Source organism: Aeromicrobium erythreum, assembly GCF_001509405.1.
GTDB classification, from domain to species: Bacteria; Actinomycetota; Actinomycetes; order Propionibacteriales; family Nocardioidaceae; genus Aeromicrobium; species Aeromicrobium erythreum.
The window spans coordinates 448,446-475,384 of record NZ_CP011502.1 but is presented as its reverse complement, the minus strand read 5'-3'; the positions used below and the strand labels follow the sequence as shown (position 1 = coordinate 475,384).

The window sequence follows — 26,939 nt, the reverse complement described above, 5'->3', positions numbered from 1 at the left end:
GGCGCGCACTACTCGTCCGTGCTGTGTCAGCCCTCAGGGCAGACCAGGTCTGGACTCCCACCAGGTCTCGATACAGCCAGGCGCCTCCGGCGCGCACCACTCGACCCGCCTGACCCGCTCGGGCGCGGGGCGCCCTCGGGGTCAGGCGCCCCCAGCGACGGCGGGGATGATGCTGACCTGGCTGCCGTCCTTCACGGGCGTGTCCAGACCCTGCGCGAAGCGGACGTCCTCCTCGGCGACGTAGACGTTGACGAAGCGACGCAGCTTGCCGTCCTCGTCGACGATGCGCGCCTTGATGCCGGGGTGGTTCGACTCGAGGGAGTCGAGCACCTCCGTCAGCGTGGCGCCCTCGGCCGAGACCGAGGAGGAGTCGCCGGTGTAGCTGCGCAGGATGGTGGGGATGCGGACGGACACGGACACAGTGGTCTCCTGGATTCGATGAGGGCTGGGCGGACGGGGCTCAGGCGAGGCCGGAGGCCACGAACGCGTCGTAGGTGGGGGCGATGGTCGCGGCCGGTCCGACCGAGCCCGACACCGCGTCGAGGGTCTTCAGGCCGTGACCGGTGTTGATGAAGACCGTCTCGAGGTCCGGGTCGAGCGCGCCCGTGGCCACGAGCTTCTTGAGCGTGGCGAGCGTGGTGCCGCCGGCCGTCTCCGTGAAGATGCCCTCGGTGCGGGCGAGCAGCACGATCGCCTCGCGGATCTCGTCGTCGCTGACCTGCTCGACGGCGCCGCCGGTCGAGCGCGTCACGTCGAGGACGTAGATGCCGTCGGCGGGGTTGCCGATGGCCAGCGACTTCGCGATCGTGTCGGGCTTGACCGGACGGATCGCGTCGTGGCCCTCGGCGAACGCCGTGGCCACCGGGTTGCAGCCCTCGGCCTGGGCGCCGAAGACCTTGTAGGGCTTGTCCTCGACGAGCCCCAGCGTGATCAGCTCCTGGAACGCCTTGTGCACCTTCGTGAGCTGCGAGCCCGACGCCACGGGGATGACGATCTGGTCGGGCAGGCGCCAGCCCAGCTGCTCGGCGATCTCGTAGCCGAGCGTCTTGGAGCCCTCCGCGTAGAACGGACGCACGTTGACGTTGACGAACGCCCAGCCGTCCTCCTCGCCGGCGATCTCGCTGGCGAGCTTGTTGACGTCGTCGTAGTTGCCCTCGACGGCCACCAGGTTGTCGGTGAAGACGGCCGAGTTGACCTGCTTCGGCGTCTCGAGGTTGCTCGGGATGAAGACCACCGTGCGGATGCCGGCGCGGGCACCCGCCGCGGCCACGGCGTTGGCCAGGTTGCCGGTCGAGGGGCAGGCGAAGACCTTGGCGCCGAGCTCGGTGGCGGCGCTCAGCGCACAGGCGACGACGCGGTCCTTGAAGGAGTTGGTGGGGTTCGTGCTGTCGTCCTTCACCCACAGCCGCGCGATGCCGAGCTCGTCGGCGAGGTTGCGGGCCTCGAGCAGGCGCGTGAAGCCGGGCTCGGTGTTGGGGCTGGACTCGATGTCCTCGGGGACCGGCAGCAGGGCCTTGTAGCGCCAGATGTTGCGCGGGCCGGCCTCGATCTGCTCGCGGGTGACCGTGCCGAAGTCGTAGGCGACCTCGAGCGGGCCGAAGCAGTCGTGGCACGCGTAGTGCGGGCCGAGCTCGCGCGTCGCGCCGCACTCGCGACAGACAAGGCCCGTCGCGGAGCCGAAGGCGCCGTCTCGGAGCGAGCCGCGGACGTCCACCTCGGCGTCGTCGGCGGAGCCGGACGTGCCTGCGGCGGTGGGGGTGGGGGCGATGATGCTCACGAGAACCTCCTGGTCATCTTTCCCGACCACGGTGGTCGGGACGGAATGAGCACCTGGCTCCCGCGTCCGGGGCGGACGTGCGGAGCTGGTTGCTGGGGCGTCGTCGGGCCGTGTCCCTGAACCCCTCTGGATGAGCGAGACCAGCCTAGGCAGGCGTCTCACCATGTGTCCACTCGGTCCGGATGACGAGATCGCGCGTCCGCGGGTCGAGCACCGGAGGGCGGGTGTCCACAGCCCGAGCGTGGCACGCCGGGCCCGCGGGCGCGCGTCCACAGCAGCTGGGTCCGCGGACCGCGGACCGCCGCGAGCGGCCATGTCCTGAGCGGCGTCGGACCGACCGGCGTCGTCGATCCGGAGGTCACCGTGCCCGTTCCCCCCGTCCCCGCCCTGCTCGCCGCCCTCGCGGCTCCCTTCCTGTTCAGCCCCGCCCTGCCCGGCGCCCTGTCCAGCCCGGGTGCGCCGTCGGCCGGCGACGCCGCGCCGCCCTGGCCCGGCAGCACGATCGTCGCCGTGGAGGGCGACGCCCGGTACGGGTTCTCGGTCACGCGGCTCGACGGCAGCGTCGAGCACCCGCCGACGCTCTCGGAGGCGACGGCGGAGTGCGAGGAGCACGACGACCCGACGGACGTCGCCGTGTGCGTGGCGCGGGTCGAGACGCGCTACGCCGGCCTCGACGACGTCCGGCTGAGTCTGGAGTGGGCGCAACGGACCGGAGGGAGTGCCACGGTCGGCTGAGACCCACCGTCAGCAGCCGGGCGACCGTCGACGGCGGGACCACCGCGTGCGCGCGGGTCGGTACCCGCCGTCGACGAGCCCGGCCAGCCGCTCGAACGGGTTCCACGACGCGGTGTCGCCGGTGGCGACCCACGAGACCGCGGCGGCGAGCAGGTACAGCGGCAGGAACGCCGGCCCCAGCAGCCACGCGTACTGGGTGACGTGCCGGTCCTCGTGGCGCATCAGCGCCGGTCGCGCCCGCAACCAGGCGACGTCGCGCGGCGTGAGCACGACCGACCCGACGGTCGTCGCGTCGACACCGGCGCGCCGCCAGCGCCACCCGGTGGCGACCAGCACACCCCGACCGATGGGGTGCAGGCTCGCCCCGCCGGCGCGTGCCGCCAGCAGCCCGACCGGCGTGCTGAGGTTCGCCCAGTTCACGACCGTGCGCACGCGTGTCCAGCGCGTGTGCGTGCCACGACCCACCCACGAGCCGTCGGCGGCGCCGTGGATGCTCACGCGTCGAGCGCGTCCGCCCAGGCGGTCAGCCACGCGGCCACCGCGTCGGGGCCGTCGAGCACGACGTCGGACCGGCCGACGAGCGCGTCCTGCTCCCCCGACGCCGACGCGACGAGCACCCCCTCGCCCCCGTCGGTGCGCAGCTGGTCGACGGCGTCGTAGGCGGGCAGGTCGCCCAGGTCGTCGCCGGCGTAGACGACCCGGCGCAGTCCCGTCTCCGCGAGCAGGCCGCGCAGCGCCACGCCCTTGTCGGTCGCGTGCCCGCGCAGCTCGAGCACCTGACGACCTGGCTCGACCTCGAGGTCGAGCTCGTGGGCCAGGGCGCGCAGAGGGGCGTCGAGCGCGTGGATGAGACCGGCGTCGATGCCGCGCGTGTGGACGGCGACGGCGAGCCCCTTGTCCTCGATCCGCACGTGCGCGGCGTCGTGCGCGGCGAGCCAGGCGGGCAGCACCTCCGCGAGCCGGGCCACCGACGCCGGGCGGTCGGGCCGCAGGTGCGTGCCGGTGGCCGCGTCCCACCGCTCGGCGCCGTACTGCCCGCACACGACGAGGTGCTCGAGGCCGCGCATGCCGGAGAAGCCGCTCAGCGCGAGCGCCTGGTCGACCGGGCGACCGGTGATGATCGCGACCTGGCCCAGCACGTGGCCCAGCCGCGCGACCGCCGACACCGCGTCGGGGTGCGCGAACGCCTGCGTCGGGTCGTCGACGACGTGCGCGAGCGTGCCGTCGAAGTCGAGGCCGAGGAGGATGCGCTCGGGCTCGACGAGCAGGGAGGCCGGGACGTCGGACGTCGTCAGGGGATCTGCCGCAGGCACCCCAGCATCATGACACTGCGACGGGGCCGCACGGGGCGTGACCTGGGGTCAGGTGACGGGCGCCACGACGATGAGCGTGAGGCGCTGCTGGTTGATGCCGGCGGGTGCCGGGGCGACCGCCGAGACGCCCAGGTCGGCGGCGAGCTGCCGCGCCTCGGCCTCGCGTCCGGCCGGGTAGTAGACGGTGCTGGCCGGCACGTAGCCGCGCCAGTTGCCGACACCCGCGAGCGTCCAACCACGCGCGGTGACGGTGGCGCCGGCCGACCGGGCCAGGCCGGGCGTCCGGGTGGCGTTCAGCACCGAGACCGGCACGGCGGAACGGTCGACGGGCGGCGTGGTCCGGGTGGGGGTCGGCGTGGGCGACGGGCTGGGGCTCGGCGTCCTGCTCGGCGTCGGGCTCGGCGTGGGGCTGGGCGACGCGCTCGGCGAGGCCGAGGCGGTGGGGCTGGTCGTGCTCGAGGGGCTCGACGTCGGCGCGGCGACGGCTGCGGTGTCATCGCCTTCGACGACGATCCAGCCGAGCCAGCCGGCACCGAGCAGGACGACGACGGCGGACGTGACGAGCGCCCAGGACGGCAGGACGAACGCCCGGCGCGTCACCGTGCGTCGGTGGTCGGACACCAGCCGCCCGCGTCTCAGAGGTCGATGCCGAGGCGTCGCGCCGACCGGCTGCGCTGGCGCTGGGCCCGCAGCCGACGCAGTCGCTTGACCAGCAGCGGGTCGAAGGCGAGGGCGTCGTCGCGGTCGATCAGCGCGTTGAGCAGCTGGTAGTAGCGGGTGGCGGACATGTCGAACTTCTCGCGGATGGCCTGCTCCTTGGCCCCCGCGAACTGCCACCACAGCCGCTCCATCGCGAGCATCTCCAGATCGCGCTCGGTCAGGGTGTCGCCGGGGCGTGCCGTCTCGTGGGTCGGCTGCTCCGCTGCACTCATGGCCCGATCGTAACCCAGGAATCACACGCCTGTCATTCGCTTCGACGACGGGATCGTCTGGTATGCGTGGGACATGTCGCCGACCCCCGCCGCACCCGTACCTGCCGCGCCCGTCCCCGCCGACCGCCCGCTGCGCTGGGGCGTGCTCGCGACCGGCAAGATCGCCGGCAGCTTCGCCCGCGACCTGGCCCTGCTGGACGACCACGAGGTCGTCGCCGCGGGCTCGCGCGACGTGGAGCGGGCGAGGGCCTTCGTGGCCGAGCACGGCTCCGCCGACGCCCGCGGCTACGGCAGCTACGAGGAGCTCGCGGCCGACCCCGAGGTCGACGTCGTCTACGTGGCCAGCCCGCACGGACGCCACCTGGAGGACGCGACGCTGTGCCTCGACGCGGGCAAGGCGGTGCTGTGCGAGAAGGCGCTGACCCTCGACGCCGCGAGCGGCCGACGGCTGGTCGAGCACGCACGCGAGCGCGGTCTGTTCCTCGCGGAGGCGATGTGGATGCGCACCAACCCCGTGATCCGGGAGGTGCAGCGGCTCGTCGGCGACGGCGCGCTGGGAGAGCTGGGCGAGGTGCGAGCCGAGCTGGGCTTCGTCGCGGACCCCGACGTGGCCCGGCTGTGGGAGCCCGAGCTCGGCGCGAGCGCACTGCTCGACATCGGCATCTACCCGCTCACGTTCGCGCACCTGCTGCTCGGCCAGCCGCACACCGTCGCCGCCGCAGGGGCGCTGCACGAGCGCGGCTTCGACGTGGCCGGCGGGGCCACGCTGGTGCACGACGGGTGCGGAGATCGTGGGGTCGAGCCCGTCTCGAGCCTGGCGTGGACGCAGCTCGCGCAGTCCGACAACACGGCCTCCGTGGCCGGCACCGAGGGACGCATCGAGATCGGGCGGCGCTTCCACCACCCCACGTCGTTCACCCTCGTGCGCGGCGACGACGCCGAGACGATCGACGTCCCGGTGATCGGCCGGGGCTACGCCCACGAGGCGGTCGAGGTCGCCGCGTGCCTGCGCGCGGGACGCACCGAGTCCGACCTGCTGCCGCTGGACGCGACCGTGCAGCTGCAGGAGCTGATGGACACGATCCTCGAGCAGGTCGGCGTCCGCACGCGCGCCTGACCCGACGCCGACGCGCGTGACGTCGAGGTGCGTCGTCGAGGGGCGACGTCGGCGCGACCCCCTAGGGTGGGGGCATGGCGGCAACGGCTGACTTCGTGGTGATCGCCAACCGGCTGCCCGTCGATCGTGTGGTCCAGCCCGACGGCAGCACCACCTGGCGCACCTCCCCCGGTGGTCTCGTGACGGCGCTCGAGCCCGTCATGCGACGCAACGGTGGCGCGTGGATCGGCTGGCACGGCGCACCAGATGAGAAGCTGCGCACGTTCGAGCACGACGGCATCACCCTCGTGCCGGTGCACCTGACCGGCCAGGAGTACGAGGAGTACTACGAGGGCTTCTCCAACGCGACGCTCTGGCCGCTGTACCACGACGTCGTCGCCCCGCCGGAGTTCCACCGCGAGTGGTGGGAGTCCTACGTCGAGGTCAACCGTCGCTTCGCCAAGAAGGCGGCGCGGATCGCGCGGCGCAACGCCGTCGTCTGGGTGCAGGACTACCAGCTGCAGCTCGTCCCCCAGATGCTGCGCGAGCTGCGCCCCGACCTGCGCATCGGCTTCTTCCTGCACATCCCCTTCCCGCCCAACGAGCTCTTCCAGCAGCTGCCGTGGCGCCGCTCCATCCTCGAGGGGCTGCTCGGCGCCGACCTCGTCGGCTTCCAGCTCCCGGGGGCGGCGCAGAACTTCGTCCGCCTGGTGCGTCAGCGGGTCGGGCACAAGACGCACCGCGACACGGTCTACCTCGAGGACGGGCGGACGGTCACGGCCCGCGCCTACCCGATCTCGATCGACGCGGCCGGGTTCGAGGAGATGGCGCGCCGACCCGAGGTGGTCGCCCGCGCCGCCGAGATCCGCGAGAGCCTTGGCAATCCGCGGTGCGTGCTGCTCGGCATCGACCGCCTCGACTACACCAAGGGCCTGCGGCAGCGGCTCCGCGCGTTCGGCGAGCTGGTCACCGAGGGTGCGGTCGACGTCGACGACGCCGTCTTCGTGCAGGTGGCCACGCCGTCGCGCGAGCGCGTCGAGCAGTACCGGCTGCTGCGCGACGACATCGACCGCCTCGTCGGTCGCATCAACGGCGACGTCGGGCGGATCGGCGCGCAGCCCATCACCTACCTGCACGCCTCCTACCCGCGCGAGGAGATGGCGGCGCTGTACCGCGCGGCCGACGTCATGGTCGTGACGCCGCTGCGCGACGGGATGAACCTCGTCGCCAAAGAGTACGTGGCGTGCCGCTACGACGACGACGGCGCCCTGGTGCTGAGCGAGTTCGCCGGGGCGGCCGCCGAGCTGCGCCAGGCGTACCGGGTGAATCCCTACGACATCAACGGTCTCAAGGAGGCGCTGCTCGAGGCGATCCGCGCGCCCGAGAAGGAGCGCACCCGCCGCATGAAGGCGATGCGCAAGCAGGTGGTCGAGAACGACATCGAGCTGTGGGCCACGCGCTTCCTCGACGACCTGCGCACCGTGCGCCACACGCACGACAAGACGCCGCGACCCGCGCGCGACAACCCCGAGACGACCACGCGGCGCCGCTGACGAGGACGGCGACGTCCGGGACGGCTCAGGTCGTCAGGCGCGACAGCGCGTCGGCACCGACCAGGAAGCCCACCAGGCCGACGATCCAGCTCATCGCGACGCCGCTGCGGGCCGTCATCCACGCGTCGATGCGCTCGAGCCACGGCTCCACCCGGCGCGCCGCCACCAGACGCAGGGCGAGCAGCACGAGGGCCGGCAGCACCATGACAGCGACGTACCCGAGCAGCACGAGGAGCTGCCAGGGTCGTTCGAGGCCGGACCGCGACAGCAGGCCCATCGCGGCGAGGTAGGGCAGCATCGTCGCCAGCTCGAGGACGGTCGCCACGAGCGCGACGAGCACCGTCGTGCGCGCCGGCACCCCCTCGCCCTGCAGCGCCGCCCGCCACCGCACGGCGCGCGGGCTCGGACCACCGCGCTCCTTGGCACGTCGCTCGAGGGGCCAGCTCCACCAGAACAGCGCCGCGCCGACCAGCAGCTGCACCACGGCCAGCGGACGGTTGCGGGCGAGGGCGTCTCCGGCGCCTGAGACCGCGTCGAGGACGGCATCGACGCCGAGCAGGAGCACCACGCCGACCGCCGCGTAGAACACCGCCACCGTGGCGAGGAACAGCAGCACCCGATTCGGCCGCACCCGTGGGGCGACCAGCATCCAGAGCGGGAGCAGCAACGTGCCGGCGCTCGTGCTGTCGACGAGGGCGAGCAGCACCAGCCCACCGAGCACGGCCCAGGTCACGACGCCTCCCTCTCCTCGACGTCACGACCGTGCCACATCCGGTGGCGGTCGCGGCAGCCGGGCGCGTGCCGGATCGCTCAGGCCGTACGGACGTCCGGACGCGTGCCGCCGCGGCCGCGACGCGCCCGGAACAGGACCGAGACGACGAGGGCGAGCGCGGTCGCGGACACGGTGACCGCGAAGGCCGGGGTGTGGCCGCCGAGGTCGGCAAGCCGGCCGGCGAGCGTCGAGCCCAGGGCGTAGCCGATCCCGGTGGCCCCGGCGAGCAGCGTCATGGCCGTGCCCACCCGCTCGGGCACGACCACCTCACCCGCCATGGCGAAGTTGCTGATCATGTAGGGCGCCACCGCGAAGCCGAGCAGGGCGATGACGGCGACGAGCTGGCCGATCGTCTGCACGAGCAGCAGCGGCGCCGAGAGGACGAGCAGCGCGGCCGCCGACGCGACCATGCGCGTCGGGTACCCGATCCGCTCCGGCAGCGCCGCGATCGCGAGCCCGGCGATGGCGCTCCCGACGCCCAGCGTCGCGTGGATCAGGCCCGCCTGCCCGGGCTCGCCCTGCGCGGTGGCCAGCACCGTGGAGCCCGTCTGGGTCGCGCCGAAGACCATGCCGATGCAGAGCTGCGCGAGCGCCAGCACGCCGAGCACCGCCGTCAGCACCGGCGCCGTCGACCGCGCCGCGCCGGCCTCGGGCCGCGTGAGCGCCGCGGTCGGGTGCAGCGCGAACCAGGAGCCGAAGGCCACCAGCACCCCGCCCGCCACGAGCAGCGCGTCGCCCGGTGCCACGACGACGGCGAGCAGGCCGACGGTGGCCGGACCGAGCACGAACGAGACCTCGTCGGCGGCGCCCTCGTAGGAGAAGGCCGCGTCGACGAGGCGACGCTGGTCGAGCGCGTCCTTCGTGATCGGCTGCCAGCGGACCCGGGCGAGGGGCCCGATCTGCGGCGTCGCGAGACCGGCCAGCGCGGCGACGGCGACGATGACCGCCGGCGACGCACCCGCCTGCGTGGTCCACACGATCGCGGCGAGCCCCGCGCCGCCCGCCCACGACTGCGCCAGGACCACCGGTCGCTGCCCGACCCGGTCGGCGAGCGAGCCGAAGAACGGGGCGCCGACGGCGTTCGCGACGGCCAGGGCTCCCGCCGCGGCACCGCCGAGCGCGTACCGTCCCGTCGCGGCGCTGACCAGCAGCAGCGTGCCCATCTGGCTCATGGCAAGCGGAACTCGCCCGAGGAAGGCTACGACGACGTAGGCGGGCCCGACGATCCGCAGCAGCGTGCGGTACGCGGTGATGGCTGACACTGCGCCGAGCAGTCTAGACGTCGCCGCGACGTCGGCCCTCGGCGGTGGTCAGGGCAACGGCGGCGGGCGACGACACCCCAGCGTCTGGTGGAATGCGGGACATGCCGCACCCTCTCCGCGACGTCGTCGGGCCCGGCTGGGCCGACGCCCTCGCCCCGGTCGAGGACGAGATCCACCGCCTCGGCGACGTGCTGCGCCGCGAGACGGCCGAGGGCCGTCCCTGGCTCCCGGCCGGCGACGCGATCCTGCGCGCCTTCCGCGAGCCGTTCGCCGACGTCAAGGTGCTCGTCGTCGGTCAGGACCCCTACCCCACGCCCGGACACCCCATGGGGCTCTCGTTCTCGGTGCAGCCCGACGTGCGCCCCGTCCCGCGCAGCCTCGCGAACCTCTTCACCGAGCTGGAGGCCGACCTCGGCGTCCCACGGTCGCCGCACGGCGACCTGAGCGCCTGGGCCGCGCAGGGCGTGCTGCTGCTCAACCGCGTGCTCACCGTCGGCGTCGGCGCCCCGGCCAGCCACCGCGGGATGGGGTGGGAGAAGGTCACCGAGCAGGCCATCCGCGCCCTCGTCGCCCGCGACGCACCGCTCGTCGCCGTCCTCTGGGGACGTCAGGCGCAGGACCTGCAGCCGCTGCTCGGCGACGTGCCGGTGGTCGCGAGCCCGCACCCCAGCCCGTTGTCGGCGTCGCGCGGCTTCTTCGGCTCGCGACCGTTCAGCCGGGTCGACGAGCACCTCAGGACGCTCGGCACCGCGCCGGTCGACTGGCGGCTGCCGCCGGTGGCGGAGCCGTCCGCCTAGGCTGAGCCCCATGAGCACCCCCCGCGTCCGCGACCGGGCCGTCGTCATCGACGAGGCCTTCGCCACCATGCAGCGCTGGGGCCTGCGTCTCGTCGTGGTGGCCGCGGCCCTCTTCGTGCTCGGCTGGGTGGTCGGCAGCCTCTGGATGGTCTTCTTCCCGCTGTCGATCGCGCTGCTCGTGGCGACGGTGCTGTCCCCACCCGTCAGCTGGCTGCGTCGGCACAAGGTGCCCAGCACGCTGGCCGCGCTCATCGTCATGCTGACGTTCCTCGGCATCGTCGTGGCCACCATCGCCATCCTCACGCCGCAGGTGGCCGGTCAGGCGCCCGCCATCGCCAAGCAGGCCTCCGGCGGCCTGCAGGAGGTGCGCAACTGGCTCACCGACGGACCGCTCTCGTTGTCCGACGGGCAGATCACGCGCGCGATCGCCGCCGTCCAGGACCGCCTGCAGGACAGCGCCGCGGCCATCAGCTCGGGCATCTTCTCCACGCTGAGCGCCGCGACGAACGCCGTGCTGAACCTGGTGCTCATCCTGATGCTGACGTTCTTCTTCATCAAGGACGGGCACCGGTTCCTGCCGTGGCTCGCGACGCTGGGCGGCCAGCGCGCCGGCATGCACGTGAGCGAGCTGCTCGCTCGCGTGTGGGGCACCATCGGCGGCTTCATCCGCACCCAGAGCCTCGTCGCGTTCATCGACGCGGTCCTCATCGGCATCGGTCTGGCGATCCTCGGCGTGCCGCTGGCGATCCCGCTGGCCGTCATCACGTTCTTCGGCGGGTTCATCCCGATCATCGGCGCGTTCGCCAGCGGGATCCTGGCCGTGCTCGTGACCCTCGTGACCAACAACTTCAAGGCGGCGGTCATCGCCGCGCTCATCGTCATCGCGGTCCAGCAGCTCGAGGGCAACGTGCTGTCGCCGTGGCTGCAGGGCAAGACGATGAACCTGCACGCCGGGGTCGTGCTGATGTCGGTCACGGCCGGCGGCACGCTGTTCGGCGTGACCGGAGCGTTCCTCGCCGTGCCGGTCGCCGCGGCGTCGGCGGAGCTGTTCCGCTACCTCAACGAGCAGATCGACCGGAACGTCGACCCGCAGGCCCCGGCCGAGGACAAGCACGCCGCGGACCTGTTGGCCGAGGGCCGGACGGCCCTCGACCCCGACTGAGCCCGGTCGCTCAGGAGGCGATGTCGCGCTGCGACTGCGCCAGGATCTCCGTGCGCTCGTGCTCGGTCAGACCGCCCCACACGCCGTAGGGCTCGCGGGCGGCCAGCGCGTGCTCGCGGCACTCGTTGATGACGGGGCAGGTCGCGCAGATCGCCTTGGCCGCGGACTCGCGGTCGCGTCGTCGTGAGCCGCGCTCGGCGTCGGGGGAGAAGAAGCGGGCGGACTCCAGGCCTTGGCACGCGCCCTGGTACTGCCACTCGTAGACCTCCTGCAGCGGGAGCGGGAGGTTCTTGAGGTTTGCCATCGTGCACTCCTTCGGGAAGCTGCCTCGGGGGACTCGTGCCGGTGAGGTCGTTGTTGTTCAGACCATAACGACAACTTGTTCAGGTTGGCAAGTGGGTGAACAAGTTCTATGATGGGGGCATGGCTGCCACCGATCCGACCACCCAGGCGCAGCAGGCGACCCTGCTGTCCGTGGGCGAGGTCGCGGAGAAGCTCGGCATCCCCGCCTCCACGTTGCGCACGTGGGAGCGCCGTTACGAGCTCGGTCCGTCCGCCCGCAGTGCCGGCGGACACCGCCGTTACGACGCCGCCGACGTCGAGCGACTGCAGCGCATGCACCTGCTCGTCGACAGTGGCCTCGGTCCCGCAGCCGCCGCCCGCGCCGCCATCAGCGGCGACCCGATGGAGCGCACCGAGGGCGCCGACGCCTTCGCCGACGCCGTCATCGCCGCCACCCGCGCCTACGACGCCGAGGGCCTGCGGACGCTGTTCGTGCGCAAGCTCGAGGACCTCGGCACCATCCGCGCCTGGACCGACCACATCGCGCCGTCGATGCGTCGGGTGGGCGAGGAGTGGTACCGCGGCAGTGTGGGCGTCGACGGCGAGCATCTCGTGAGCGACGCGCTGCACACTGCGCTGCGCGCGCGACTCGCGTCACGCCGCACGAAGGGACAGGACCACCGGCCCGTCCTGCTGGCCTGTGCGGAGGATGAGCACCACGTCCTTCCCCTGCTCGCGCTGCAGTGCGCGCTCGCCGACCAGGAGATCGGCTGCCACATGCTCGGGCAGCGCACGCCGTTCAGCGCGATCGCCGGCATGACGATCCGGCTCGAGCCGGCCGCCGTCTTCCTCTGGGCGTCGATCGTCCACTTCGACGGCAGCGCCCTGGCCTCCGTCCTCGACGCCGCGACCGACCGCACCGACGTGCTGCTCGGCGGCCCCGGCTGGAGCGTCGAGGGCGGCACGCACGTCGCCGACCTGCAGGCTGCGGTCGACGCCGTGCAGCAGGCGATCGCGCGCCACCCCGTTGGGGCGTGAGCGACGCGTCCTGGTCGGGCAGCGTCGCGTGGGACCGTCTGGGAGCATGACGTCGTGGCCGACCTGACCTTCCGCGGACGCCGCGTCGTCCGCGACCGGGCCCTCGTGATGGCGATCATCAACCGCACGCCCGACTCGTTCTACGACCGCGGGGCCACGTTCGACCCGACCACCGCGCTCGACGCCGTCCGCCGGGCCGTGGCCGACGGGGCCGAGGTCGTCGACATCGGTGGCGTCAAGGCCGGTCCGGGCGACGCGGTGGACTCCGCCGAGGAGGTGCGTCGGACCGTGCCGTTCATCGAGGCGGTCCGCGAGGCCGAGCCCGACGTCGTCATCAGCATCGACACCTGGCGCGCCGACGTCGCGCAGGCGGCCGCGGCGGCGGGAGCCGACCTGCTCAACGACACGTGGGCCGGGCACGACCCCGACGTCGTGCACGTGGCCGCCGAGCACGGTCTCGGGTACGTGTGCTCGCACACCGGCGGCGCCCTCCCCCGCACCCGACCGCACCGCGTGCGCTACGACGACGTCGTGGCCGACGTCGTCGCGACCACGACGCGTGCCGCCGAGGCCGCGGTCGGCGCGGGGGTGCCCCGTGAGGGCGTCCTCGTCGACCCCACCCACGACTTCGGCAAGAACACGTTCCACAGCCTCGAGCTCGCCCGGCGCGCCGACACGCTGGTGGCCACCGGCTGGCCCGTGCTCATGGCGCTGTCGCGCAAGGACTTCATCGGCGAGACGCTGGGCCTGCCGCCCGAGGACCGCCTCGAGGGCACGCTGGCCACCACCGCTCTGACAGCAGCGGCCGGCTGCGCGATGTTCCGGACCCACGATGTCGTGGCCACCCGACGCGTCCTGGAGATGACGGCCACCCTGCGCGGCGAGCGCCCCCCTGCTCGGGCGGTGCGCGGCCTTGTCTGAGGCACGACGCTGGTTCGAGACCCGCACGTTCGACGCGTCGCGCCCGCTCGGCGACCTCGTCGACGCCAAGGCGGGACGTCGGGTCACGGTGATCCTCCCCGCCCGCGACGAGGCCGCGACGATCGGTGCGATCGTGCAGCGCGTGCGCACCGCCCTGTGCGACCTCGTCCCCCTGGTCGACGAGGTGCTCGTGGTCGACTCCCGCTCGGGCGACGCGACCGCCCAGGTCGCGCGTGACGCGGGCGCGAGGGTCATCACGGTCGCCGACCCCGACCCCGCGTTCGACGGCGGCAAGGGTGCGGCCATGCGCACGGGCATCGCCCGGATGCAGGGCGACGTCGGCGTGTTCCTCGACGCCGACGTGACCGGCTTCGACCCGGCGTTCGTGGCCCGCCTGGTCGGCCCGCTGCTCCGCGACCCGTCGCTGGTGCTCGTCAAGGCGTTCTACGACCGCCCCACCCACGACGGCGGCGGCGGACGCGTGACCGAGCTCGCCGCACGCCCGGAGATCGCCCGTCGGGCGCCCGAGCTGGGCGGCTTCGTCCAGCCGCTCGCCGGGGAGTGCGCGTTCGTGCGCGACGCCTTCGTCGACCTTCCTGTCGTGAGCGGCTACGGCGTCGACGTCGGCATGCTGCTGCACGCCGTGCGCAAGCACGGTCTCGACGCCACGGCGCAGGCCGACCTGGGCCGCCGCGAGCACCAGCACCAGGGGCTCACCGCCCTCGGGCGGATGGCTCTGCAGGTGCGGGCGGCGTTCGACCTGGTGCTCGAGGGCCGCGACGTCGTGGTCGACGAGCGCTGGGTGCCGACGCGCCGGGCCGACGGCACGCCCGACCTCGTGCCCGAGCGGGTGGAGACGCGGCTGCTCCCCCCGCCCGGCGCCGACGGCTGACTACCAGCTCGACTTCGTGATGCCGGGGAGCTCGCCGCGGTGCGCACCGTCGCGGAAGCGGATGCGCGAGAGCCCCGCGACCCGCAGGTGGCCCCGGGGCCGACCGTCGACCTGGTCGCGGTTGCGCACGCGCGACGGCGAGGAGTCACGCGGCAGACGGGCGAGGGCGCGCGACGCGTCCATCCGCTCGGCCATCGACAGGGTGGTGTCGCGCGACGCCGCGCGCAGCGCGTCACGTCGGTCGCGGTAGCGCTCCACGGTCTCCTTGCGTCGCTCGTTGGCGACGATCTTGCTGCGCTTGGCCATCAGCGCTCCTCCTTGAACTCGACGTGCTTGCGGATCTTCGGGTCGTACTTGCGCAGGACCAGCCGGTCGGGGTCGTTGCGGCGGTTCTTGCGCGTGACGTAGGTCGTGCCCGTGCCGGCGGTCGAGCGCAGCTTCACGATCGGGCGCAGCTCGTTGCCCCTCTTCGCCATCAGAGCCGCTCCCCTCGGGCGAGGATGTCGGCGACGACGGCGTCGATGCCGCGGACGTCGACCGTCTTGATGCCGCGCGCGCTGAGGGTGAGCGTGACGTGGCGGCCGAGGCTCGGCACCCAGTACCGCTTCTTCTGGACGTTGACGTCGAAGCGCCGCTTGGTGCGACGGTGCGAGTGCGAGACGTGGTGGCCGAAGCCGGGGGTGGCCCCCGTGACCTGGCAGGTGCGCGACACGGCGACCTCCTGTGTAGAATGACAATCGTTCGCAACAGACTACCGGAGATCTTTCGTGAAGAAGAACCAGCACCCCCGCTACGAGGAGGTCGCCTTCCGCGACCGCTCCGGCGACCTCCTGCTCGTCACGCGCTCCACGCTCCCCGAGCGGCTCCCGGCCGACCACGAGACCGTCGAGGTCGACGGCCGCACGCTGCCCGTGGTCGACGTCGACGTGTCGAGCGCCAGCCACCCGTTCTGGACGGGCAAGGGTCGCGTCGTCGACACCGAGGGACGCGTCGAGCGCTTCCGCCGCCGCTACGGGCAGGCCGGACGATGAGCCCCGCCCCCCGTCGCAGCCGCCGTCGGATCCTCGAGCGCAGCGTCCCCGCCGTGCTGGTGACCGGCATCGGCGACGCGGCCATGGAGGCGGTCACCGTCGGCCTGCAGTTCGACCTGCCCTCCGCCGTCGTCGTGCGCCACACCCTCGACGTGGAGAACCAGCAGCTCACCCGCGTCGTCAGCGACCTCACCGGTGTCGTCGAGCGGCACGTGCACGAGCTCGAGCACGCCTGCGTGGCCTGCGCGCTGCGCGAGGACGTCGTGCCGACGCTCGAGCGGCTCGCCGCCAGCGGTCGCTGGGGCACCGTCGTCGCGCACCTGCCCGTGGCCGCCGAGGCGCTGCAGGCGTGCCGGGTCATCGAGTCCTACGCCGACGTCGCGCCGCACGTGCACGTCGCCGCCGTGGTCGCGGCCCTCGACGGCGAGACGGTGCTGGGCGACCTGCTCGGCGACGACCTGCTGCACGAGCGGTCGCTGCACACCAGCGACGACGACACGCGGGGCGTGGCCGAGACCGCCGCCGCCATCGTCGAGTACGCCGACGCCGTCGTGCTGGCAGGGGCGTCGTCGCCCGACGCCCGCGACCTGCTCCGAGCGCTCGCCCGCCCCCAGGTGCCCGTCGTCGACGACCCGTCGGCCCTCGACGCCGGCCCGCTGGTCGACGGGGCGCACCTGCACGCCGTGACCGAGGCCTGGGTCGACGTCGTGCGCCGCGGCGAGCTGCCGCGGTACGCGTCCGAGCACGTGTGGACGCTCGACCTGCGCTCGGACCGCCCCTTCCACCCCGACCGCCTGCTCGAGAGCATCGAGCGCATCGGCGGCGGACCCCGACGCTCGCGCGGATCCTTCTGGCTGCCCAGCCGGCCCGCCGACGTGTGCGTGTGGGACGGAGCCGGCGGCCAGCTGAGCATCGGCACGGCGTCGCCGTGGGGCGCGAGCGCGCCGCTCACCCGCATCGTCGTGCACGGACTGGTGTCCGGGCCGCTCGCGAGCACGCCCGACGACGTGCAGGCCGCCTTCGAGCACTGCCTGCTCACCGACACCGAGATGGCCGAGCGCGGCCCCTACTGGGAGGTCGTCGAGGACGGCCTCGAACCCTGGCTCGGCGACGTCCGCCGCGCCGCCTGAGGAGGAACCATGGCAGTCCCGAAGCGCAAGACCTCACGCAGCAACACCCGCCACCGCCGCTCGCAGTGGAAGGCCACCCGGCCCGACCTCGTGCCGGTGACCGTCGACGGCCGCACCGTCCACGTCCCGCGGCGGCTCGTCAAGGCCGTGCACCGCGGCCTCGTCGACGTCTGAGCACCTCGCCGCCCGACCCCACCCACGCCCGATCCCAGGAGGAACCATGAAGGTCCGCAACTCGCTGCGCTCGTTGAAGAACCAGCCCGGCTCGCAGGTCGTCCGCCGTCGCGGCCGCACCTACGTCATCAACAAGCAGAACCCTCGCCTCAAGGCCCGTCAGGGCTGACGCAGCCGCCTGGCGTGTGGGAGGTAGGTGACGCGCGCTTCCTGGGGCGTGGGCGGTAGGTGACGCGCGCATACGAGCTCGCTTTCCGCGCCTCACCTACCTCCCGGTGTGGGGATACGCGCGCCACCTACCGCCCACCCAGGCCGCACCCCGAGATCCGACCCGACGCCCCGCCCGGCCGGGCCCCCTCGAGGGCCACTTCCAGCGCGAGCCGAGGCAGCGCACCAGCAACCGAAGACCCTCGCAGGCAGCGCAGCAGCAGCTCGCGACCGCACCCACGACGTCACACAACGTCAGGCGATGTCACGCGACGAGCTGCTGCCAGGTGTCCCACCCGATGCGCAGCGTGAAGGCGCACACGACCACCACGAACACCGCCCGCACGAAGCGGCTGCCGCGCGCCACCGCCAGTCGGGCACCCAGGTAGCCGCCGGCCACGTTGCTCACCGCCAGCACCGCGGCCACCTGCCACATCACGACACCCTGCGGCACGAACACGACCAGGGCGGCGAGGTTGGTCGCGAAGTTCGCCAGCTTCGCCTTCCCGCTGGCCTCGAGGAACCCGTAGCCCAGCACCCCCACCAGCGCGAACACGAAGAACGAGCCCGTCCCCGGCCCGAGCGCCCCGTCGTAGAAGCCGACCGCGGCACCGATGCACAGCGCTGCCGCGTAGTGGCGACGCCCGTCGAAGCGCAGCGCGGCCACCTGGCCGAGCTCGGGTCGCAGCACGGTGAACAGGCCGACGGCGACGAGCACCACCAGGATCACCGGGTTGAACGCCGCCCGCGGGATCCACGACGCCACGACCGCGCCCAGCAGCGACCCGACGAACGCCGCCGCGGCCAGCGGTGCGGCCGTGCGCAGGTCGAGCCGCACGCGGCGCAGGTAGGTCAGGCTCGACGTCGTGGTGCCGGCGATCGACCCGACCTTGTTCGTCGCGAGCAGCTGCACCGGCGCCGCCTGGGGGAACGCCACGAGCAGCGCGGGGAGCTGCACCAGCCCTCCACCGCCCACGACCGCGTCGACCCACCCCGCGACGAAGGCCGCGGCGGCGAGGAACAGCAGCACCCCTACGGTCACGTCGTCCACCGCGCCAGGCTACGGAGATCGCGTCGACCTCGCGGACACCCCACCCGCACGGGCCCTCGCCCAGTAACCTGTGTCCCGCCGGCACCACCCAGGGAGGTTCGAGGCATGCGACTGGTCGCTGCGCGCGTCCGCAAGGTCATGTCGGTGCAGGACTCGGGCCGGCTGGCGCTCGACGAGGGCCTCACCACGCTCGTCGGCAAGAACGAGTCGGGCAAGACCGCCATGCTGCAGGCCCTGTACCGCGCCAACCCGCTGCCGAGCGGCCACCCGACAGCGTTCGCGGCGCGCCGCGACTACCCGCGCCGAGACCTCGGGCCCGACCGCGACCGGATCGACGACGTCCGGCCGGTGACGCTGGAGGTCGAGCTCGACTACGCCGACCGTCAGCGTCTGGAGCGCAGCGGCGAGCGTCTGCCGACGACACCGCTGTACGTGAGCCGGCGCTACGGCGACGACGCACTGCACTGGGCGGTCGACGAGGACGGCACGCCCCTCAACGTCTCGCCGCGGACGCTCGCCGACCTCACGTCGATGCTGCCGGGCTTCCAGTACTTCGACGACCACAACGTGCTGCCGGGCAGCGTCTCGATCCGTCGCCTGCAGGAGCTCGACGCGGCGGACCTCTACCCGTCGGAGCGCACGGCCCTAGCCCTGCTGCGGCTCGCGGGCATCGCCGACGCGTCGTTCGGCGCCGACGACCACGAGGAGCACGAGGCGGCGCTCGCGGCCGCTGCGACGCGCCTGACCGACCAGCTGCTCGCCTACTGGAGCCAGAACCGCGACCTGTCCGTCGAGCTCGACCTGGAGACGGTCGGCCTGGCGTCGCCGGAGCCGTGGCTGCACGTCCGGGTACGCGACGAGCGCCGGGGCGTGAGCCTCAACGTCGCCGAGCGCTCGAGCGGGTTCCTCTGGTTCTTCTCCTTCCTCGCCGCCTTCTCGGAGTTCGCGGAGCAGGAGCGCCGGGTCGTGCTGCTCGACGAGCCGGGCATGAACCTGCACGCGAATGCCCAGGGCGACCTGCTGCGCTACCTGAAGGAGCAGCTCGAGCCCCACCACCAGGTCGTGTACTCGACGCACTCGCCGTACCTCGTCGACGCGGGGCGACTCTCCCGGTGCCGGGTGCTGGAGAACGTCGGCGACCGCGGCACCACCGTCAGCTCCGAGCTGTGGAGCGCGGGCTCGGAGACGACGGTGCCGCTGCTGGCCGCGCTCGGCGCCGACCTCGCCCGCACGCTGGTCAGCAGCCCGCACCAGCTGCTCGTGTCGTCGCCCTCCGACGTCACCTACCTGACGGTCATGGGCGACCTGCTGCGGTCCGAGGGCGGCCGCGCGCTCGACCCGCGCTGGACGGTGACCCCGATGGGCGGCGCGTCGGGCCTGCCGACGACGCTCGCGCTGCTCGGCACCACCGCGACGTCGGCGACGGTGCTGATGGACGGTCCGGCCGGGTCGCGCGGCGCGGTCGAGGAGCTCGTGAACCGCGGGGCGATCTCGGCCGACCACCTCGTGCCGCTCACCGACCTCACCGGCACGCTCGACGCCGACCTCGAGGACCTGTTCGACGCCGAGTGGTACCTGCGGCTCCTGGCGGAGTCCGGGGGTCCGGTGGTCTCGCACCGCAGGCTCGTCGGGAAGCGGTTCCTGCGCACCCCGCCACGTCGGCGCATCGTCCACCAGGCCGAGACGGTGCTGGGCCACCGCTTCGACCGCTTCCAGCCCGCCGCCCACCTCCTGCGCGAGCGGTCGCGGGTCCTCGAGAGCGTCGACGCCGACACCAAGCAGCGTTTCCAGCAGCTCATCGACCGCCTCAACGCCCTCCTCGAGCCGCCCCTCCCTCGCTGAGTGTGACGTTTGGGGCCCAGATCGCGGTGATCTGGGCCCCAAACGTCACACTCAGCGGGGGTGGGGGACGGGGTCAGCGGCGGAGGACGCGCAGGGAGCCGGTGTGGCCGACCTCGGCGAAGCCGTCCTCGAGCGCGCGCCGGTAGATCCGGTACGGCGCCTGGCCGCCGTCGGCCGGGTCGGGGAAGACGTCGTGGATCACGAGCGCCCCGCCGGGACGCACCCACCGGGCCCACCCGTCGTAGTCGGCCTGCGCGTGCTCGTCGGTGTGGCCGCCGTCGACGAAGACGAGGTCGAGCTCGCGACCCCACCACGACGCGACGTCGGGCGAGCGCGCGACGACGACGTCGACGACGTCCTCCAGCCCCGCCCGCGCGAGCGTCTCGCGCAGGAACGGCAACGTCTCCATGCGTCCGTCGGTCCCCACCAGCGACGTGTCGTGGTACTCCCACCCCGACTGCTGCTCCTCGGAGCCGCGGTGGTGGTCGATGGTCACCAGCCGCGCGCCCCGGAGCCGGGCGACGTGGCCGAGGTGGACGGCCGACTTGCCGCAGTAGCTCCCGATCTCGACGGCCACGCCCCCGGGCCGCAGGTGCTCGCCGGCCGCCTCGCGCAGGGCGTCGGCCTCGTCGTCGGGCAGGAAGCCGCGGACGTCGTCGGCGACACCGCGTAGATCACTGGGCAGGTCGAGCTCGCTCACGGGCGCTCCTCGTCGGTGGTCAGCAGCGGCAGGCCGTCGCCGCGGAACAGGCCGTTCGCGGGCGTGGTGCGGGTGAGGGCGTCGACCGCGAGCAGCACGGTGCCGGCGGTCCAGGTGGTCTGCTCGACCGGCCAGTACGTCTGGTCCGGGTAGACGTAGCCGGTCCAGTAGGTCGCGTCGTCGCGGCGCAGCACCTGGATCTCGCCGAGGATGCGGCGCGCGTCGTCGTCGCGACCGACGGCGTCGAGCGCGAGCACCAGCTCGCAGGTCTCCCCCCCGGTGACCCACGGGCTGTCGTCGACGCAGCGGGCGCCGAAGCCGGGCACGACGAAGTCGTCCCAGCGGGCGTCCAGGCGCGCCGCCGCGACGGCGTCGGGCAGGGCACCGCCGAGCACGGGGTAGTACCAGTCCATCGAGAAGCGGGCCTTGTCGGCGAAGCGGTGCGGCTCGTGGTCGAGCGCCCGACGCAGCCGCACGGCGGCGTCACGCCAGCCCGGCACGTCCTCGCCGACGACCGCGGCCAGCGCGACCCCGCAGCGCAGGCTCAGGTGGATGCTGGCGTTGCCGGTCACGAGCGCCTCGTCGGCGACGTCGCCCTCGGCTCCCCGCGACCAGCGCACCGGACCGGCCGGCTCCTGCAGCTCGAGCACGACGTCGAGTGCGGCGCGCACCGTCGGCCACATCGCCTCGACGAACGCGACGTCGCCGGTGAGGCGCCAGTGGTGCCAGGCCGCGGTGGCGACGTAGGCGGTGAAGTTCGCGTCGGTGGCGGGCACCGTGACCACACCGTCGACGTACTCGGTGGCGAACGACCCGTCGGGTCGCTGCGCGGTGCGGCTCCACGCGTACGCCGCCTCGGCCTCGTCGCGACGTCCGGCGACGGCCAGGCCCATCGCGGCCTGCAGGTGGTCCCACGGGTCGAGGTGGTGGCCCTCGAACCAGGGGATCGACCCGTCCGGCCGCTGCACGGCGACGATGGTGTCGGCGGTGGCCTGCACCTGCGCGGCGTCGAGCACGCCCGGCAGGGCGAGCGCGGTCCCCGCCGGCGGGAGCGGCCCCCAGCGGGTGGTCGGGAGCGTCACGTCAGGCGAGCGGCTTGGTGTAGTACAGCGCGACGCTCTTGCCGAGCAGCGGGTTGAGCGCCTTCTCGGCCACGCGGGTGGTGCGGGGCGCCTTCATCATGTCCCACACCAGCAGCCGGTGGTAGGCGCGGACGGCGGGGTGCTGGTCGCGCTCGACGCCGACGGCGCACTTGATCCACCAGTACGGCGCGTGCAGGCCGTGCGCGTGGTGGGTGTGCGTGTGCACCAGGCCCTCGGCGCGCAGCTTCGCGTCGAGCTCGCTGGCCTTGTAGATGCGGATGTGGCCGCCCTCGTTGGCGTGGTACTCATCCGACAGCATCCAGCAGACCTTCTCGGGCCAGTGCCGCGGCACGGTGACGGCGAGCGTGCCGCCCGGCGCCAGGATCCGCACGAGCTCGCTGATCGCCTGGACGTCCTCGGGGACGTGCTCGAGGATCTCCGAGGCGAGCACGACGTCGAAGCTGCCGTCGGCGTAGGGCATGTCGAGGATGGTGCCGGCCTGCACGGTCCCGCGGCCCGACTCCGGCACCTGGCCCTCGAGGCGCATCGCCTCGAACATCTCGTCGACGCCCTTCAGCTCGACCTCGTCGAGGTCGAAGGCGGTCACGTCGGCGCCGCGGCGCAGGGCCTCGTAGCTGTGGCGGCCGGCACCGGCACCCACGTCGATGAACCGGGTGCGGGCGCCCACGCGGAGGCGGTCGAAGTCGACGGTCAGCACGTCACTGCTCCTTGCCGGCGAACCTGCGGATCGCCTCGTCGTACACGTCAGCGGTGGCGCGCGCCACCGAGGTCCAGCTGTAGCGCTCGAGGGCGCGGGCCCGGCCGGCAGCGCCGAGGGCGGCGCGTCGGTCGGGGTCGTCGAGGAGGGCCGAGATGGCCGCCGCGAGCTGCTCGGCGTCGCCGGGCTCCACGAGCACGGCGCACGGGTCGCCGTCCTCGCCGTCGCCGACGACCTCGGGGATCGCGCCCGCCCGGCTGGCCACGACGGCGGTGCCGCTGGCGAGCGCCTCGACGGTCGGCAGCGAGAACCCCTCGTACAGCGAGGGGACGCACATGACCTCGGCCGAGCGCATCAGGTCGGCGATGTGCTCGGCCTCCACGCCGCTGTGCGTGGTCACGCAGTCACGCAGGCCGAGCGCGTCGATGCGTCGGTCGGTGGCCCCACCGGGCTCCACGGTCGACACCAGCTGGAGCTCGACGTCGGGGTGCTCGACCCGGACCTTCGCCAGCGCGTCGAGCAGGTGGGCCACGCCCTTCAGCGGCTTGTCGGCCGACGCGACGGCGACGACGCGCCCGGGCACGCGGTCGGCTGCCTCGGCGGGGGTGAAGAGATCGGTGTCGACGCCGAGCGGCACCACGCGGATGCGCTCGGGGTCGATGCCGAAGTCGGTGACGGTGTCGTCGGTGGCCACGGTGGACACGCCGACGACGAACGGCAGCCGTCGGGCCACCCGGGCCTGCATGCCGACGAAGGAGTACCAGCGGGCGACCGAGAGCTTGCGCCAGCCGCGGGCGGCCTCGAGCTCGACCTTGCGGTCGCGGCTGATGGGGTGGTGGATCGTGGCCACGAGCGGCAGCCGGCGACGCAGCGCGAGCAGCCCCCACCCGAGGCTCTGGTTGTCGTGCACGACGTCGAACTCGTCCACGCGCTCGCGCAGGTGCCGGTCGGCACGCAGCGTGAACGTGAGCGGCTCGCCGAACGCGCCGGTGACGCTGAGGACCCACTCGACGACGTCGGGGACGCTGCGCAGGGTCCAGGGCGCGGGCGGCTTGAACGGGTCGGGCTCGTCGTAGATGCCGAGGCTGGGCAGCCGCGTGAGCCGGACCCTGGGGTCGAGGCCCACGGGGTAGGGCTGCCCGGAGATCACCTCGACGTCGTGGCCCGCCTCGACGAGGCCGCGGCTGAGGTGCTCGACGTAGACGCCCTGGCCACCCACGTGCTGCTTGCTGCGGTACGACAACAGGGCGACGCGCACGTGACCACCTTCCGCCTCGGCCGCGTGGGAGGCGGCAGTTGAGAGACCCACGGTATCCGAGACGGGGCACGGGGCGTCATGCGCGGCCGGACCCCGGGGTGGTCGGCGGGTCGAGCGGCGTGCCGGCCAGCTCCTCGGCGGTGATCCCGCAGCGTCGACGCAGGCGCGGGTCGAGGGTCGCGAACGACCGCGCGAGGGTGTCCCGCATCTGCGCGAGCGCGAGCAGCACACCTTCGTTCGAGAGGTCGCCTCCTGCGCTCTCGAGGGCCCCGCGCGCGGCGCCCAGGTCGCGCGTGACGGCACGGTAGGCCGCCTCGCTCGTCCGGTCGGTCTCCAGGCGCGCCAGGTGGTCGTACGTGCGCTCGAGCACCTGGAGTCGCTGGCCGAGGGTGCGGGCCACCTCCCGCGCCGGCGGCGGGTGGGCGTTCGCGGCGCGCAGGCTCTCGAGCGTCCCGCAGTAGTCCGTCAGCGCGATGCTCAAGGTCGCCCGTGCCGTGGGCCGCGGAGCAGGCTCGCGGTCACCGCCGCACCCGGCCAAGAGGACCACGACGGCGAGCACGGCGATGACGAGCACGACGGCACGTGCCGCCCGGCCCGGGGCCCCCGCGTCGTCGCGGCTCACGGTCGCACCACCTCGTCGGGTCGGGGCGTCGCCACCACCACCGGCTCGCGGAGGAGCCGCAGGTCGAAGTCGGCGCGGACCCCCTCACCCCTGAGACGCACGGACCGCAGAACGGGGGTCCCCCGGCGCGTCACGACGAACGTCGTGCGGGCGCCGGAGTCGTCGTCGAGGACCACCTCGTACCGGTCCTCGTCCGCGCGGACCCGGGCGACGTCGGCGGGGCGCAGTGCGGCGGCGCGGCCGAGGACCCGGCCCGGGTCGAGCTGGTCGCGGAGCCGGTCCCCGGCCGACCGCTCCATCAGCACCCAGCCACGGGCGCCGGCGCGAGCGGACGCCGGCGTGTACCCGCTGCGCAACCAGAACGTGCGGTCGGCGTGCACCCACGTGGTGTTGTAGCGGCTGCGCACCTCGAGCCGGGTCCGCGGTGCCCGGACGGTCGCCTCCCAGGCGCCGCTGCGCAGGTCACCCGTGGCCCGCACCGTCCCGCGCTCCCCCGCGGTGCTGCTGCTGCCGGTCATCCTCGTCGCACCGGCCACGTGCGCGGCTCGCGACGCCGCGCGGAGCCGCTCGAGCGCGGCACCCACGTGGGGGTCGGTCATGGCGCTCGCCGACGGTGTCGCTTCCCGTGACGCGGTGGACGCGTCGGCCTTCGGTACAGGGTGGCGCTCCCGCGCCGCGTCGTCGTCGCGACCTGAGCAGCCCGTCAGGCACAGGCCGGCGAGGAGGACCAGGGCCGCGGCGGCCAGCACCGACCGCGCGCGGGAGGCGCGACGGGTCATGCGGTCCTCCGCACCCGGCTCTGGACGGCGATGACGAGGTCGTCCCACCGGTCGACCGCGAACGCCTGCACGCGCAGCAGCGTGCGCTCGCTGACGAAGAGGGTGTCGAAGGCGAGCATCGACAGGGAGAACCAGGGCAGGCCCATGAGCAGGGCGATGCCGAGGTGCATGCCCGCGATGCCGACGAGCGCCACGCGCCGCGCCGGGGCCCACGGCAGCGTCAGCGGGAACAGGACCTGCAGCAGCACGACCGACCAGGTCGCGAGGGCGAGGAGCACCGGCTGGGCGACGAGCAGGTCGTTGAGGAACCCGAACGGCCGGAACTCCGGCAGCGACAACGGGTAGTAGAGCGCCGTGCCGAACTGCCACGGCCCGCCGCGCGCCTTGTACAGGCCGGCGGTCACGTAGACCATCACGATCTGCGCCATGAGCAGCCCGAGCGCCACGTTGCTGACGAACGTGCCGACCGCCCGCGCCGCGTCGCGGTCGAGCACCCGCGCGAGACCGAGACGCGTCCACACCAGGTACTGCAGGGTCGAGTCCATCCCACCCCACCGCAGGCGCGCGTCCCACGACCAGACGACCGAGCAGCGCGTCCACAACAGGTAGAACAGGCCGATCCGCGCGATGTTGTCGCCCTGGTCGCCGAGGAACGGGGCGGACTCGACGAGCTGGATCGAGCCGAGCAGGAGCAGCAGCCCCGCCGTGCGGGTGAGGCGGCCGAGCGTGAAGCAGACCGCCGCCGCCAAGACCGCGAGGTAGAACAGGTCGAACCATCCGCCCGACAGGTGCTGCAGGCCCACGAGCCAGCCGTCGAACCCGTAGCCCTCCCGCAGGGGCGTCATCCAGGACGACCCGGGACCCCAGAGGAGCCGTCGGTCGCGCAGGTTCGACAGCAGCACCCCGACGTACATCGTGCCGAGCAGGATCCGGCACGCCGCGAGGCTGTGCAGGCCGTACGGCTGGGTGCACAGCCGGTCGACGACCTCCGCCACCCTCGACGTCTCGCGGCGCTGGTCGATGCGTCGCTGGCCGACCGCCCTCATGGCCGCACCCCGACCCGCGCCAGGTGGTCCTGCAGCACGCCACGGTCGGGCTGCGGCACGGACACCACGTTGCGCCAGCCGTACCGGACCGGACGGAAGGTGACGGTCCGTCGCCCGTCCTGGGCCGTCCCGTACTCGACGACCTGACGTCGGACCGTGCGCAGCTCGACCTGGGTGGCCTTGCCGTCCCACAACGTCTGGGCCGCGACGGACGCGAGCTGCTCCAGCACCCCGTCGGTGCGCAGGTAGCGGCGGGCCGCGGCCGGCTCCCCGTCGGCGGCGAACAGGGCCTTGCGCAGCGTGCGGGCGGTCTCGTGCTGCGAGACGACGTCGCGCTGGTCGTCTGAGAGGGCGCCGTAGGCGCCGTTGAGCGAGCCCGCGAGGGTCTGGGTGAGCAGGGCGGAGCGACTGGGCGCGAGCGAGTAGCGGATCTGGTCGCGCTCGGGTGCCGTGAGGGAGACCCACGGCGAGGTCCAGCCGTCACCGTCGCGACCGCGCACCTCGAGGTCGATGGTCCCGCGCTTCGGGATCGGCGCGAAGACCGACCAGCTCTGCTCGAAGAAGGGCTCGATGTAGGCGTCGAGCCATCGCCCGGAGACCTGCTCGGTGACGAGGTTGTCCGGGAGGATCCATAAGGCCACGACCATCGTGTGCGCCACGGCTGCGACGGCCACGGCCACCAGGACTCGGCGGACGCCGCGCGGTAGCGGTCGGGCGGGCTGCTGCGGGTCGCTCGTCATCTGCACTCCTCGGTCGGAGGCAGGTCG

General features: G+C 73.5%; 34 protein-coding genes and 1 riboswitch. Of the genes, 13 read left to right on the top strand and 21 right to left on the bottom strand.

The annotated features are described in order from the left end of the window. Window positions 1–141: 141 nt before the first annotated feature. Both Aeryth_RS02280 and thrC read right to left on the bottom strand, forming a co-directional pair. On the bottom strand, window positions 142–420 hold the full coding sequence (locus tag Aeryth_RS02280; protein ID WP_067854124.1) for a ubiquitin-like small modifier protein 1: 279 nt from the start codon (window positions 418–420) through the stop codon (window positions 142–144). A 40-nt stretch (window positions 421–460) separates the two neighbouring features. Continuing rightward, complete coding sequence (gene thrC, locus Aeryth_RS02275) at window positions 461–1,714, bottom strand: threonine synthase (RefSeq protein ID WP_067861222.1); 1,254 nt, start codon at window positions 1,712–1,714, stop codon at window positions 461–463. A gap of 73 nt (window positions 1,715–1,787) precedes the next feature. Next, window positions 1,788–1,914, bottom strand: a riboswitch (SAM riboswitch). Window positions 1,915–2,140: 226 nt separating this feature from the next. Here thrC and Aeryth_RS02270 point away from each other — a divergent pair. Then, the gene (locus Aeryth_RS02270) at window positions 2,141–2,512 is read left to right on the top strand and encodes a hypothetical protein (RefSeq protein WP_067854121.1); all 372 of its coding nucleotides are present in this window, start codon (window positions 2,141–2,143) and stop codon (window positions 2,510–2,512) included. A gap of 9 nt (window positions 2,513–2,521) precedes the next feature. On the opposite strand, the gene Aeryth_RS02265 is transcribed toward Aeryth_RS02270, so the two are convergent. From Aeryth_RS02265 to Aeryth_RS02250, 4 genes are read right to left on the bottom strand one after another with little or no spacing between them, the layout of a single operon-like run. Continuing rightward, window positions 2,522–3,010: a hypothetical protein gene (locus tag Aeryth_RS02265; protein ID WP_236749800.1), complete on the bottom strand. Its 489-nt coding sequence runs from the start codon at window positions 3,008–3,010 to the stop codon at window positions 2,522–2,524. Next, window positions 3,007–3,825, bottom strand: a complete 819-nt coding sequence (gene otsB / locus Aeryth_RS02260; RefSeq protein WP_067854117.1) for a trehalose-phosphatase — start codon at window positions 3,823–3,825, stop codon at window positions 3,007–3,009. The genes Aeryth_RS02265 and otsB overlap by 4 nt, the downstream gene beginning before the upstream one ends. Before the next feature lie 48 nt (window positions 3,826–3,873). After that, window positions 3,874–4,446 (bottom strand): LytR C-terminal domain-containing protein, encoded by a 573-nt coding sequence (locus tag Aeryth_RS02255; RefSeq protein WP_067854114.1) that lies wholly within the window; start codon window positions 4,444–4,446, stop codon window positions 3,874–3,876. A 14-nt stretch (window positions 4,447–4,460) separates the two neighbouring features. Beyond that, window positions 4,461–4,757, bottom strand: coding sequence for a DUF3263 domain-containing protein (locus Aeryth_RS02250; RefSeq protein WP_067854109.1), 297 nt, complete (start codon window positions 4,755–4,757; stop codon window positions 4,461–4,463). Window positions 4,758–4,830: 73 nt separating this feature from the next. Between Aeryth_RS02250 and Aeryth_RS02245 the strand changes: the two genes are divergently transcribed. Both Aeryth_RS02245 and Aeryth_RS02240 read left to right on the top strand, forming a co-directional pair. Then, on the top strand, window positions 4,831–5,874 hold the full coding sequence (locus Aeryth_RS02245) for a Gfo/Idh/MocA family protein (protein ID WP_067854106.1): 1,044 nt from the start codon (window positions 4,831–4,833) through the stop codon (window positions 5,872–5,874). 74 nt (window positions 5,875–5,948) lie between these two features. Continuing rightward, window positions 5,949–7,406, top strand: a complete 1,458-nt coding sequence (locus Aeryth_RS02240; RefSeq protein ID WP_067854103.1) for an alpha,alpha-trehalose-phosphate synthase (UDP-forming) — start codon at window positions 5,949–5,951, stop codon at window positions 7,404–7,406. 25 nt (window positions 7,407–7,431) lie between these two features. Here Aeryth_RS02240 and Aeryth_RS02235 read toward each other — a convergent pair whose 3' ends face one another. Together Aeryth_RS02235 and Aeryth_RS02230 are read right to left on the bottom strand one after the other, a co-directional pair. Further along, window positions 7,432–8,139, bottom strand: coding sequence for a GAP family protein (locus Aeryth_RS02235; RefSeq protein WP_067854100.1), 708 nt, complete (start codon window positions 8,137–8,139; stop codon window positions 7,432–7,434). A 77-nt stretch (window positions 8,140–8,216) separates the two neighbouring features. Next, window positions 8,217–9,440: an MFS transporter gene (locus Aeryth_RS02230; protein ID WP_067854097.1), complete on the bottom strand. Its 1,224-nt coding sequence runs from the start codon at window positions 9,438–9,440 to the stop codon at window positions 8,217–8,219. Window positions 9,441–9,541: 101 nt separating this feature from the next. Between Aeryth_RS02230 and Aeryth_RS02225 the strand changes: the two genes are divergently transcribed. Together Aeryth_RS02225 and Aeryth_RS02220 are read left to right on the top strand one after the other, a co-directional pair. Further along, a complete protein-coding gene (locus Aeryth_RS02225) occupies window positions 9,542–10,237 on the top strand; it encodes a uracil-DNA glycosylase (protein ID WP_067861218.1) in 696 nt (231 codons plus the stop codon). A 10-nt stretch (window positions 10,238–10,247) separates the two neighbouring features. Continuing rightward, on the top strand, window positions 10,248–11,399 hold the full coding sequence (locus Aeryth_RS02220) for an AI-2E family transporter (protein WP_067854094.1): 1,152 nt from the start codon (window positions 10,248–10,250) through the stop codon (window positions 11,397–11,399). Between the two features lie 10 nt (window positions 11,400–11,409). Here Aeryth_RS02220 and Aeryth_RS02215 read toward each other — a convergent pair whose 3' ends face one another. Beyond that, window positions 11,410–11,703, bottom strand: coding sequence for a WhiB family transcriptional regulator (locus tag Aeryth_RS02215; RefSeq protein WP_067854091.1), 294 nt, complete (start codon window positions 11,701–11,703; stop codon window positions 11,410–11,412). A gap of 119 nt (window positions 11,704–11,822) precedes the next feature. Between Aeryth_RS02215 and Aeryth_RS02210 the strand changes: the two genes are divergently transcribed. Genes Aeryth_RS02210 through Aeryth_RS02200 form a run of 3 tightly spaced genes read left to right on the top strand, consistent with a single transcriptional unit; the run spans window position 11,823 to window position 14,532 of the window. Beyond that, on the top strand, window positions 11,823–12,719 hold the full coding sequence (locus tag Aeryth_RS02210; RefSeq protein WP_067854089.1) for a MerR family transcriptional regulator: 897 nt from the start codon (window positions 11,823–11,825) through the stop codon (window positions 12,717–12,719). Between the two features lie 54 nt (window positions 12,720–12,773). Next, window positions 12,774–13,640: a dihydropteroate synthase gene (gene folP / locus Aeryth_RS02205; protein WP_067854086.1), complete on the top strand. Its 867-nt coding sequence runs from the start codon at window positions 12,774–12,776 to the stop codon at window positions 13,638–13,640. Then, complete coding sequence (locus tag Aeryth_RS02200; RefSeq protein WP_067854083.1) at window positions 13,633–14,532, top strand: glucosyl-3-phosphoglycerate synthase; 900 nt, start codon at window positions 13,633–13,635, stop codon at window positions 14,530–14,532. Before folP ends, Aeryth_RS02200 begins: the two co-directional genes overlap by 8 nt. Here Aeryth_RS02200 and rpsN read toward each other — a convergent pair whose 3' ends face one another. From rpsN to rpmB, 3 genes are read right to left on the bottom strand one after another with little or no spacing between them, the layout of a single operon-like run. Beyond that, window positions 14,533–14,838, bottom strand: coding sequence for a 30S ribosomal protein S14 (gene rpsN / locus Aeryth_RS02195; RefSeq protein ID WP_067854080.1), 306 nt, complete (start codon window positions 14,836–14,838; stop codon window positions 14,533–14,535). After that, entirely contained in the window at window positions 14,838–15,008 is a 171-nt protein-coding gene (rpmG, locus tag Aeryth_RS02190) for a 50S ribosomal protein L33 (RefSeq protein WP_067854075.1), read from the bottom strand. Before rpmG ends, rpsN begins: the two co-directional genes overlap by 1 nt. After that, window positions 15,008–15,244 (bottom strand): 50S ribosomal protein L28, encoded by a 237-nt coding sequence (gene rpmB / locus Aeryth_RS02185; RefSeq protein ID WP_067854070.1) that lies wholly within the window; start codon window positions 15,242–15,244, stop codon window positions 15,008–15,010. Before rpmB ends, rpmG begins: the two co-directional genes overlap by 1 nt. 55 nt (window positions 15,245–15,299) lie before the next feature. On the opposite strand from rpmB, the gene Aeryth_RS02180 reads away from it, so the two are divergent. The 4 genes from Aeryth_RS02180 to ykgO are packed head-to-tail and all read left to right on the top strand — an operon-like array spanning window position 15,300 to window position 17,036. Continuing rightward, window positions 15,300–15,563, top strand: a complete 264-nt coding sequence (locus tag Aeryth_RS02180; RefSeq protein WP_067854067.1) for a type B 50S ribosomal protein L31 — start codon at window positions 15,300–15,302, stop codon at window positions 15,561–15,563. Then, window positions 15,560–16,693, top strand: coding sequence for a GTP-binding protein (locus Aeryth_RS02175; RefSeq protein WP_067854062.1), 1,134 nt, complete (start codon window positions 15,560–15,562; stop codon window positions 16,691–16,693). The genes Aeryth_RS02180 and Aeryth_RS02175 overlap by 4 nt, the downstream gene beginning before the upstream one ends. Before the next feature lie 9 nt (window positions 16,694–16,702). Continuing rightward, complete coding sequence (gene rpmF / locus Aeryth_RS02170; protein ID WP_067854059.1) at window positions 16,703–16,867, top strand: 50S ribosomal protein L32; 165 nt, start codon at window positions 16,703–16,705, stop codon at window positions 16,865–16,867. Window positions 16,868–16,913: 46 nt separating this feature from the next. After that, window positions 16,914–17,036, top strand: a complete 123-nt coding sequence (gene ykgO / locus Aeryth_RS02165; RefSeq protein ID WP_023645249.1) for a type B 50S ribosomal protein L36 — start codon at window positions 16,914–16,916, stop codon at window positions 17,034–17,036. Window positions 17,037–17,339: 303 nt separating this feature from the next. On the opposite strand, the gene Aeryth_RS02160 is transcribed toward ykgO, so the two are convergent. Then, on the bottom strand, window positions 17,340–18,125 hold the full coding sequence (locus tag Aeryth_RS02160; protein WP_067854056.1) for a TSUP family transporter: 786 nt from the start codon (window positions 18,123–18,125) through the stop codon (window positions 17,340–17,342). Window positions 18,126–18,230: 105 nt separating this feature from the next. On the opposite strand from Aeryth_RS02160, the gene Aeryth_RS02155 reads away from it, so the two are divergent. After that, the gene (locus Aeryth_RS02155; RefSeq protein ID WP_067854053.1) at window positions 18,231–19,967 is read left to right on the top strand and encodes an ATP-dependent nuclease; all 1,737 of its coding nucleotides are present in this window, start codon (window positions 18,231–18,233) and stop codon (window positions 19,965–19,967) included. 73 nt (window positions 19,968–20,040) lie between these two features. Here Aeryth_RS02155 and Aeryth_RS02150 read toward each other — a convergent pair whose 3' ends face one another. From Aeryth_RS02150 to Aeryth_RS02115, 8 genes are all read right to left on the bottom strand, one after another. After that, complete coding sequence (locus tag Aeryth_RS02150; protein ID WP_236749799.1) at window positions 20,041–20,667, bottom strand: class I SAM-dependent methyltransferase; 627 nt, start codon at window positions 20,665–20,667, stop codon at window positions 20,041–20,043. Beyond that, a complete protein-coding gene (locus Aeryth_RS02145; RefSeq protein ID WP_083516187.1) occupies window positions 20,664–21,749 on the bottom strand; it encodes a prenyltransferase/squalene oxidase repeat-containing protein in 1,086 nt (361 codons plus the stop codon). The genes Aeryth_RS02150 and Aeryth_RS02145 overlap by 4 nt, the downstream gene beginning before the upstream one ends. 1 nt (window position 21,750) lies before the next feature. Further along, the gene (locus Aeryth_RS02140; protein WP_067854050.1) at window positions 21,751–22,467 is read right to left on the bottom strand and encodes a class I SAM-dependent methyltransferase; all 717 of its coding nucleotides are present in this window, start codon (window positions 22,465–22,467) and stop codon (window positions 21,751–21,753) included. Window position 22,468: 1 nt separating this feature from the next. Beyond that, window positions 22,469–23,725 carry a glycosyltransferase family 4 protein gene (locus Aeryth_RS02135; protein ID WP_067854046.1) on the bottom strand — a complete coding sequence of 419 codons (1,257 nt, stop codon included), beginning with the start codon at window positions 23,723–23,725 and terminating at the stop codon, window positions 22,469–22,471. 76 nt (window positions 23,726–23,801) lie between these two features. After that, window positions 23,802–24,347, bottom strand: a complete 546-nt coding sequence (locus tag Aeryth_RS02130; protein ID WP_067854043.1) for a hypothetical protein — start codon at window positions 24,345–24,347, stop codon at window positions 23,802–23,804. Next, window positions 24,344–25,126: a hypothetical protein gene (locus tag Aeryth_RS02125; RefSeq protein WP_067854040.1), complete on the bottom strand. Its 783-nt coding sequence runs from the start codon at window positions 25,124–25,126 to the stop codon at window positions 24,344–24,346. Before Aeryth_RS02125 ends, Aeryth_RS02130 begins: the two co-directional genes overlap by 4 nt. Then, a complete protein-coding gene (locus Aeryth_RS02120) occupies window positions 25,123–26,172 on the bottom strand; it encodes an HTTM domain-containing protein (protein WP_067854037.1) in 1,050 nt (349 codons plus the stop codon). Before Aeryth_RS02120 ends, Aeryth_RS02125 begins: the two co-directional genes overlap by 4 nt. Then, entirely contained in the window at window positions 26,169–26,912 is a 744-nt protein-coding gene (locus tag Aeryth_RS02115; RefSeq protein WP_067854032.1) for a DUF5819 family protein, read from the bottom strand. Before Aeryth_RS02115 ends, Aeryth_RS02120 begins: the two co-directional genes overlap by 4 nt. Between the last annotated feature and the right edge of the window lie 27 nt (window positions 26,913–26,939).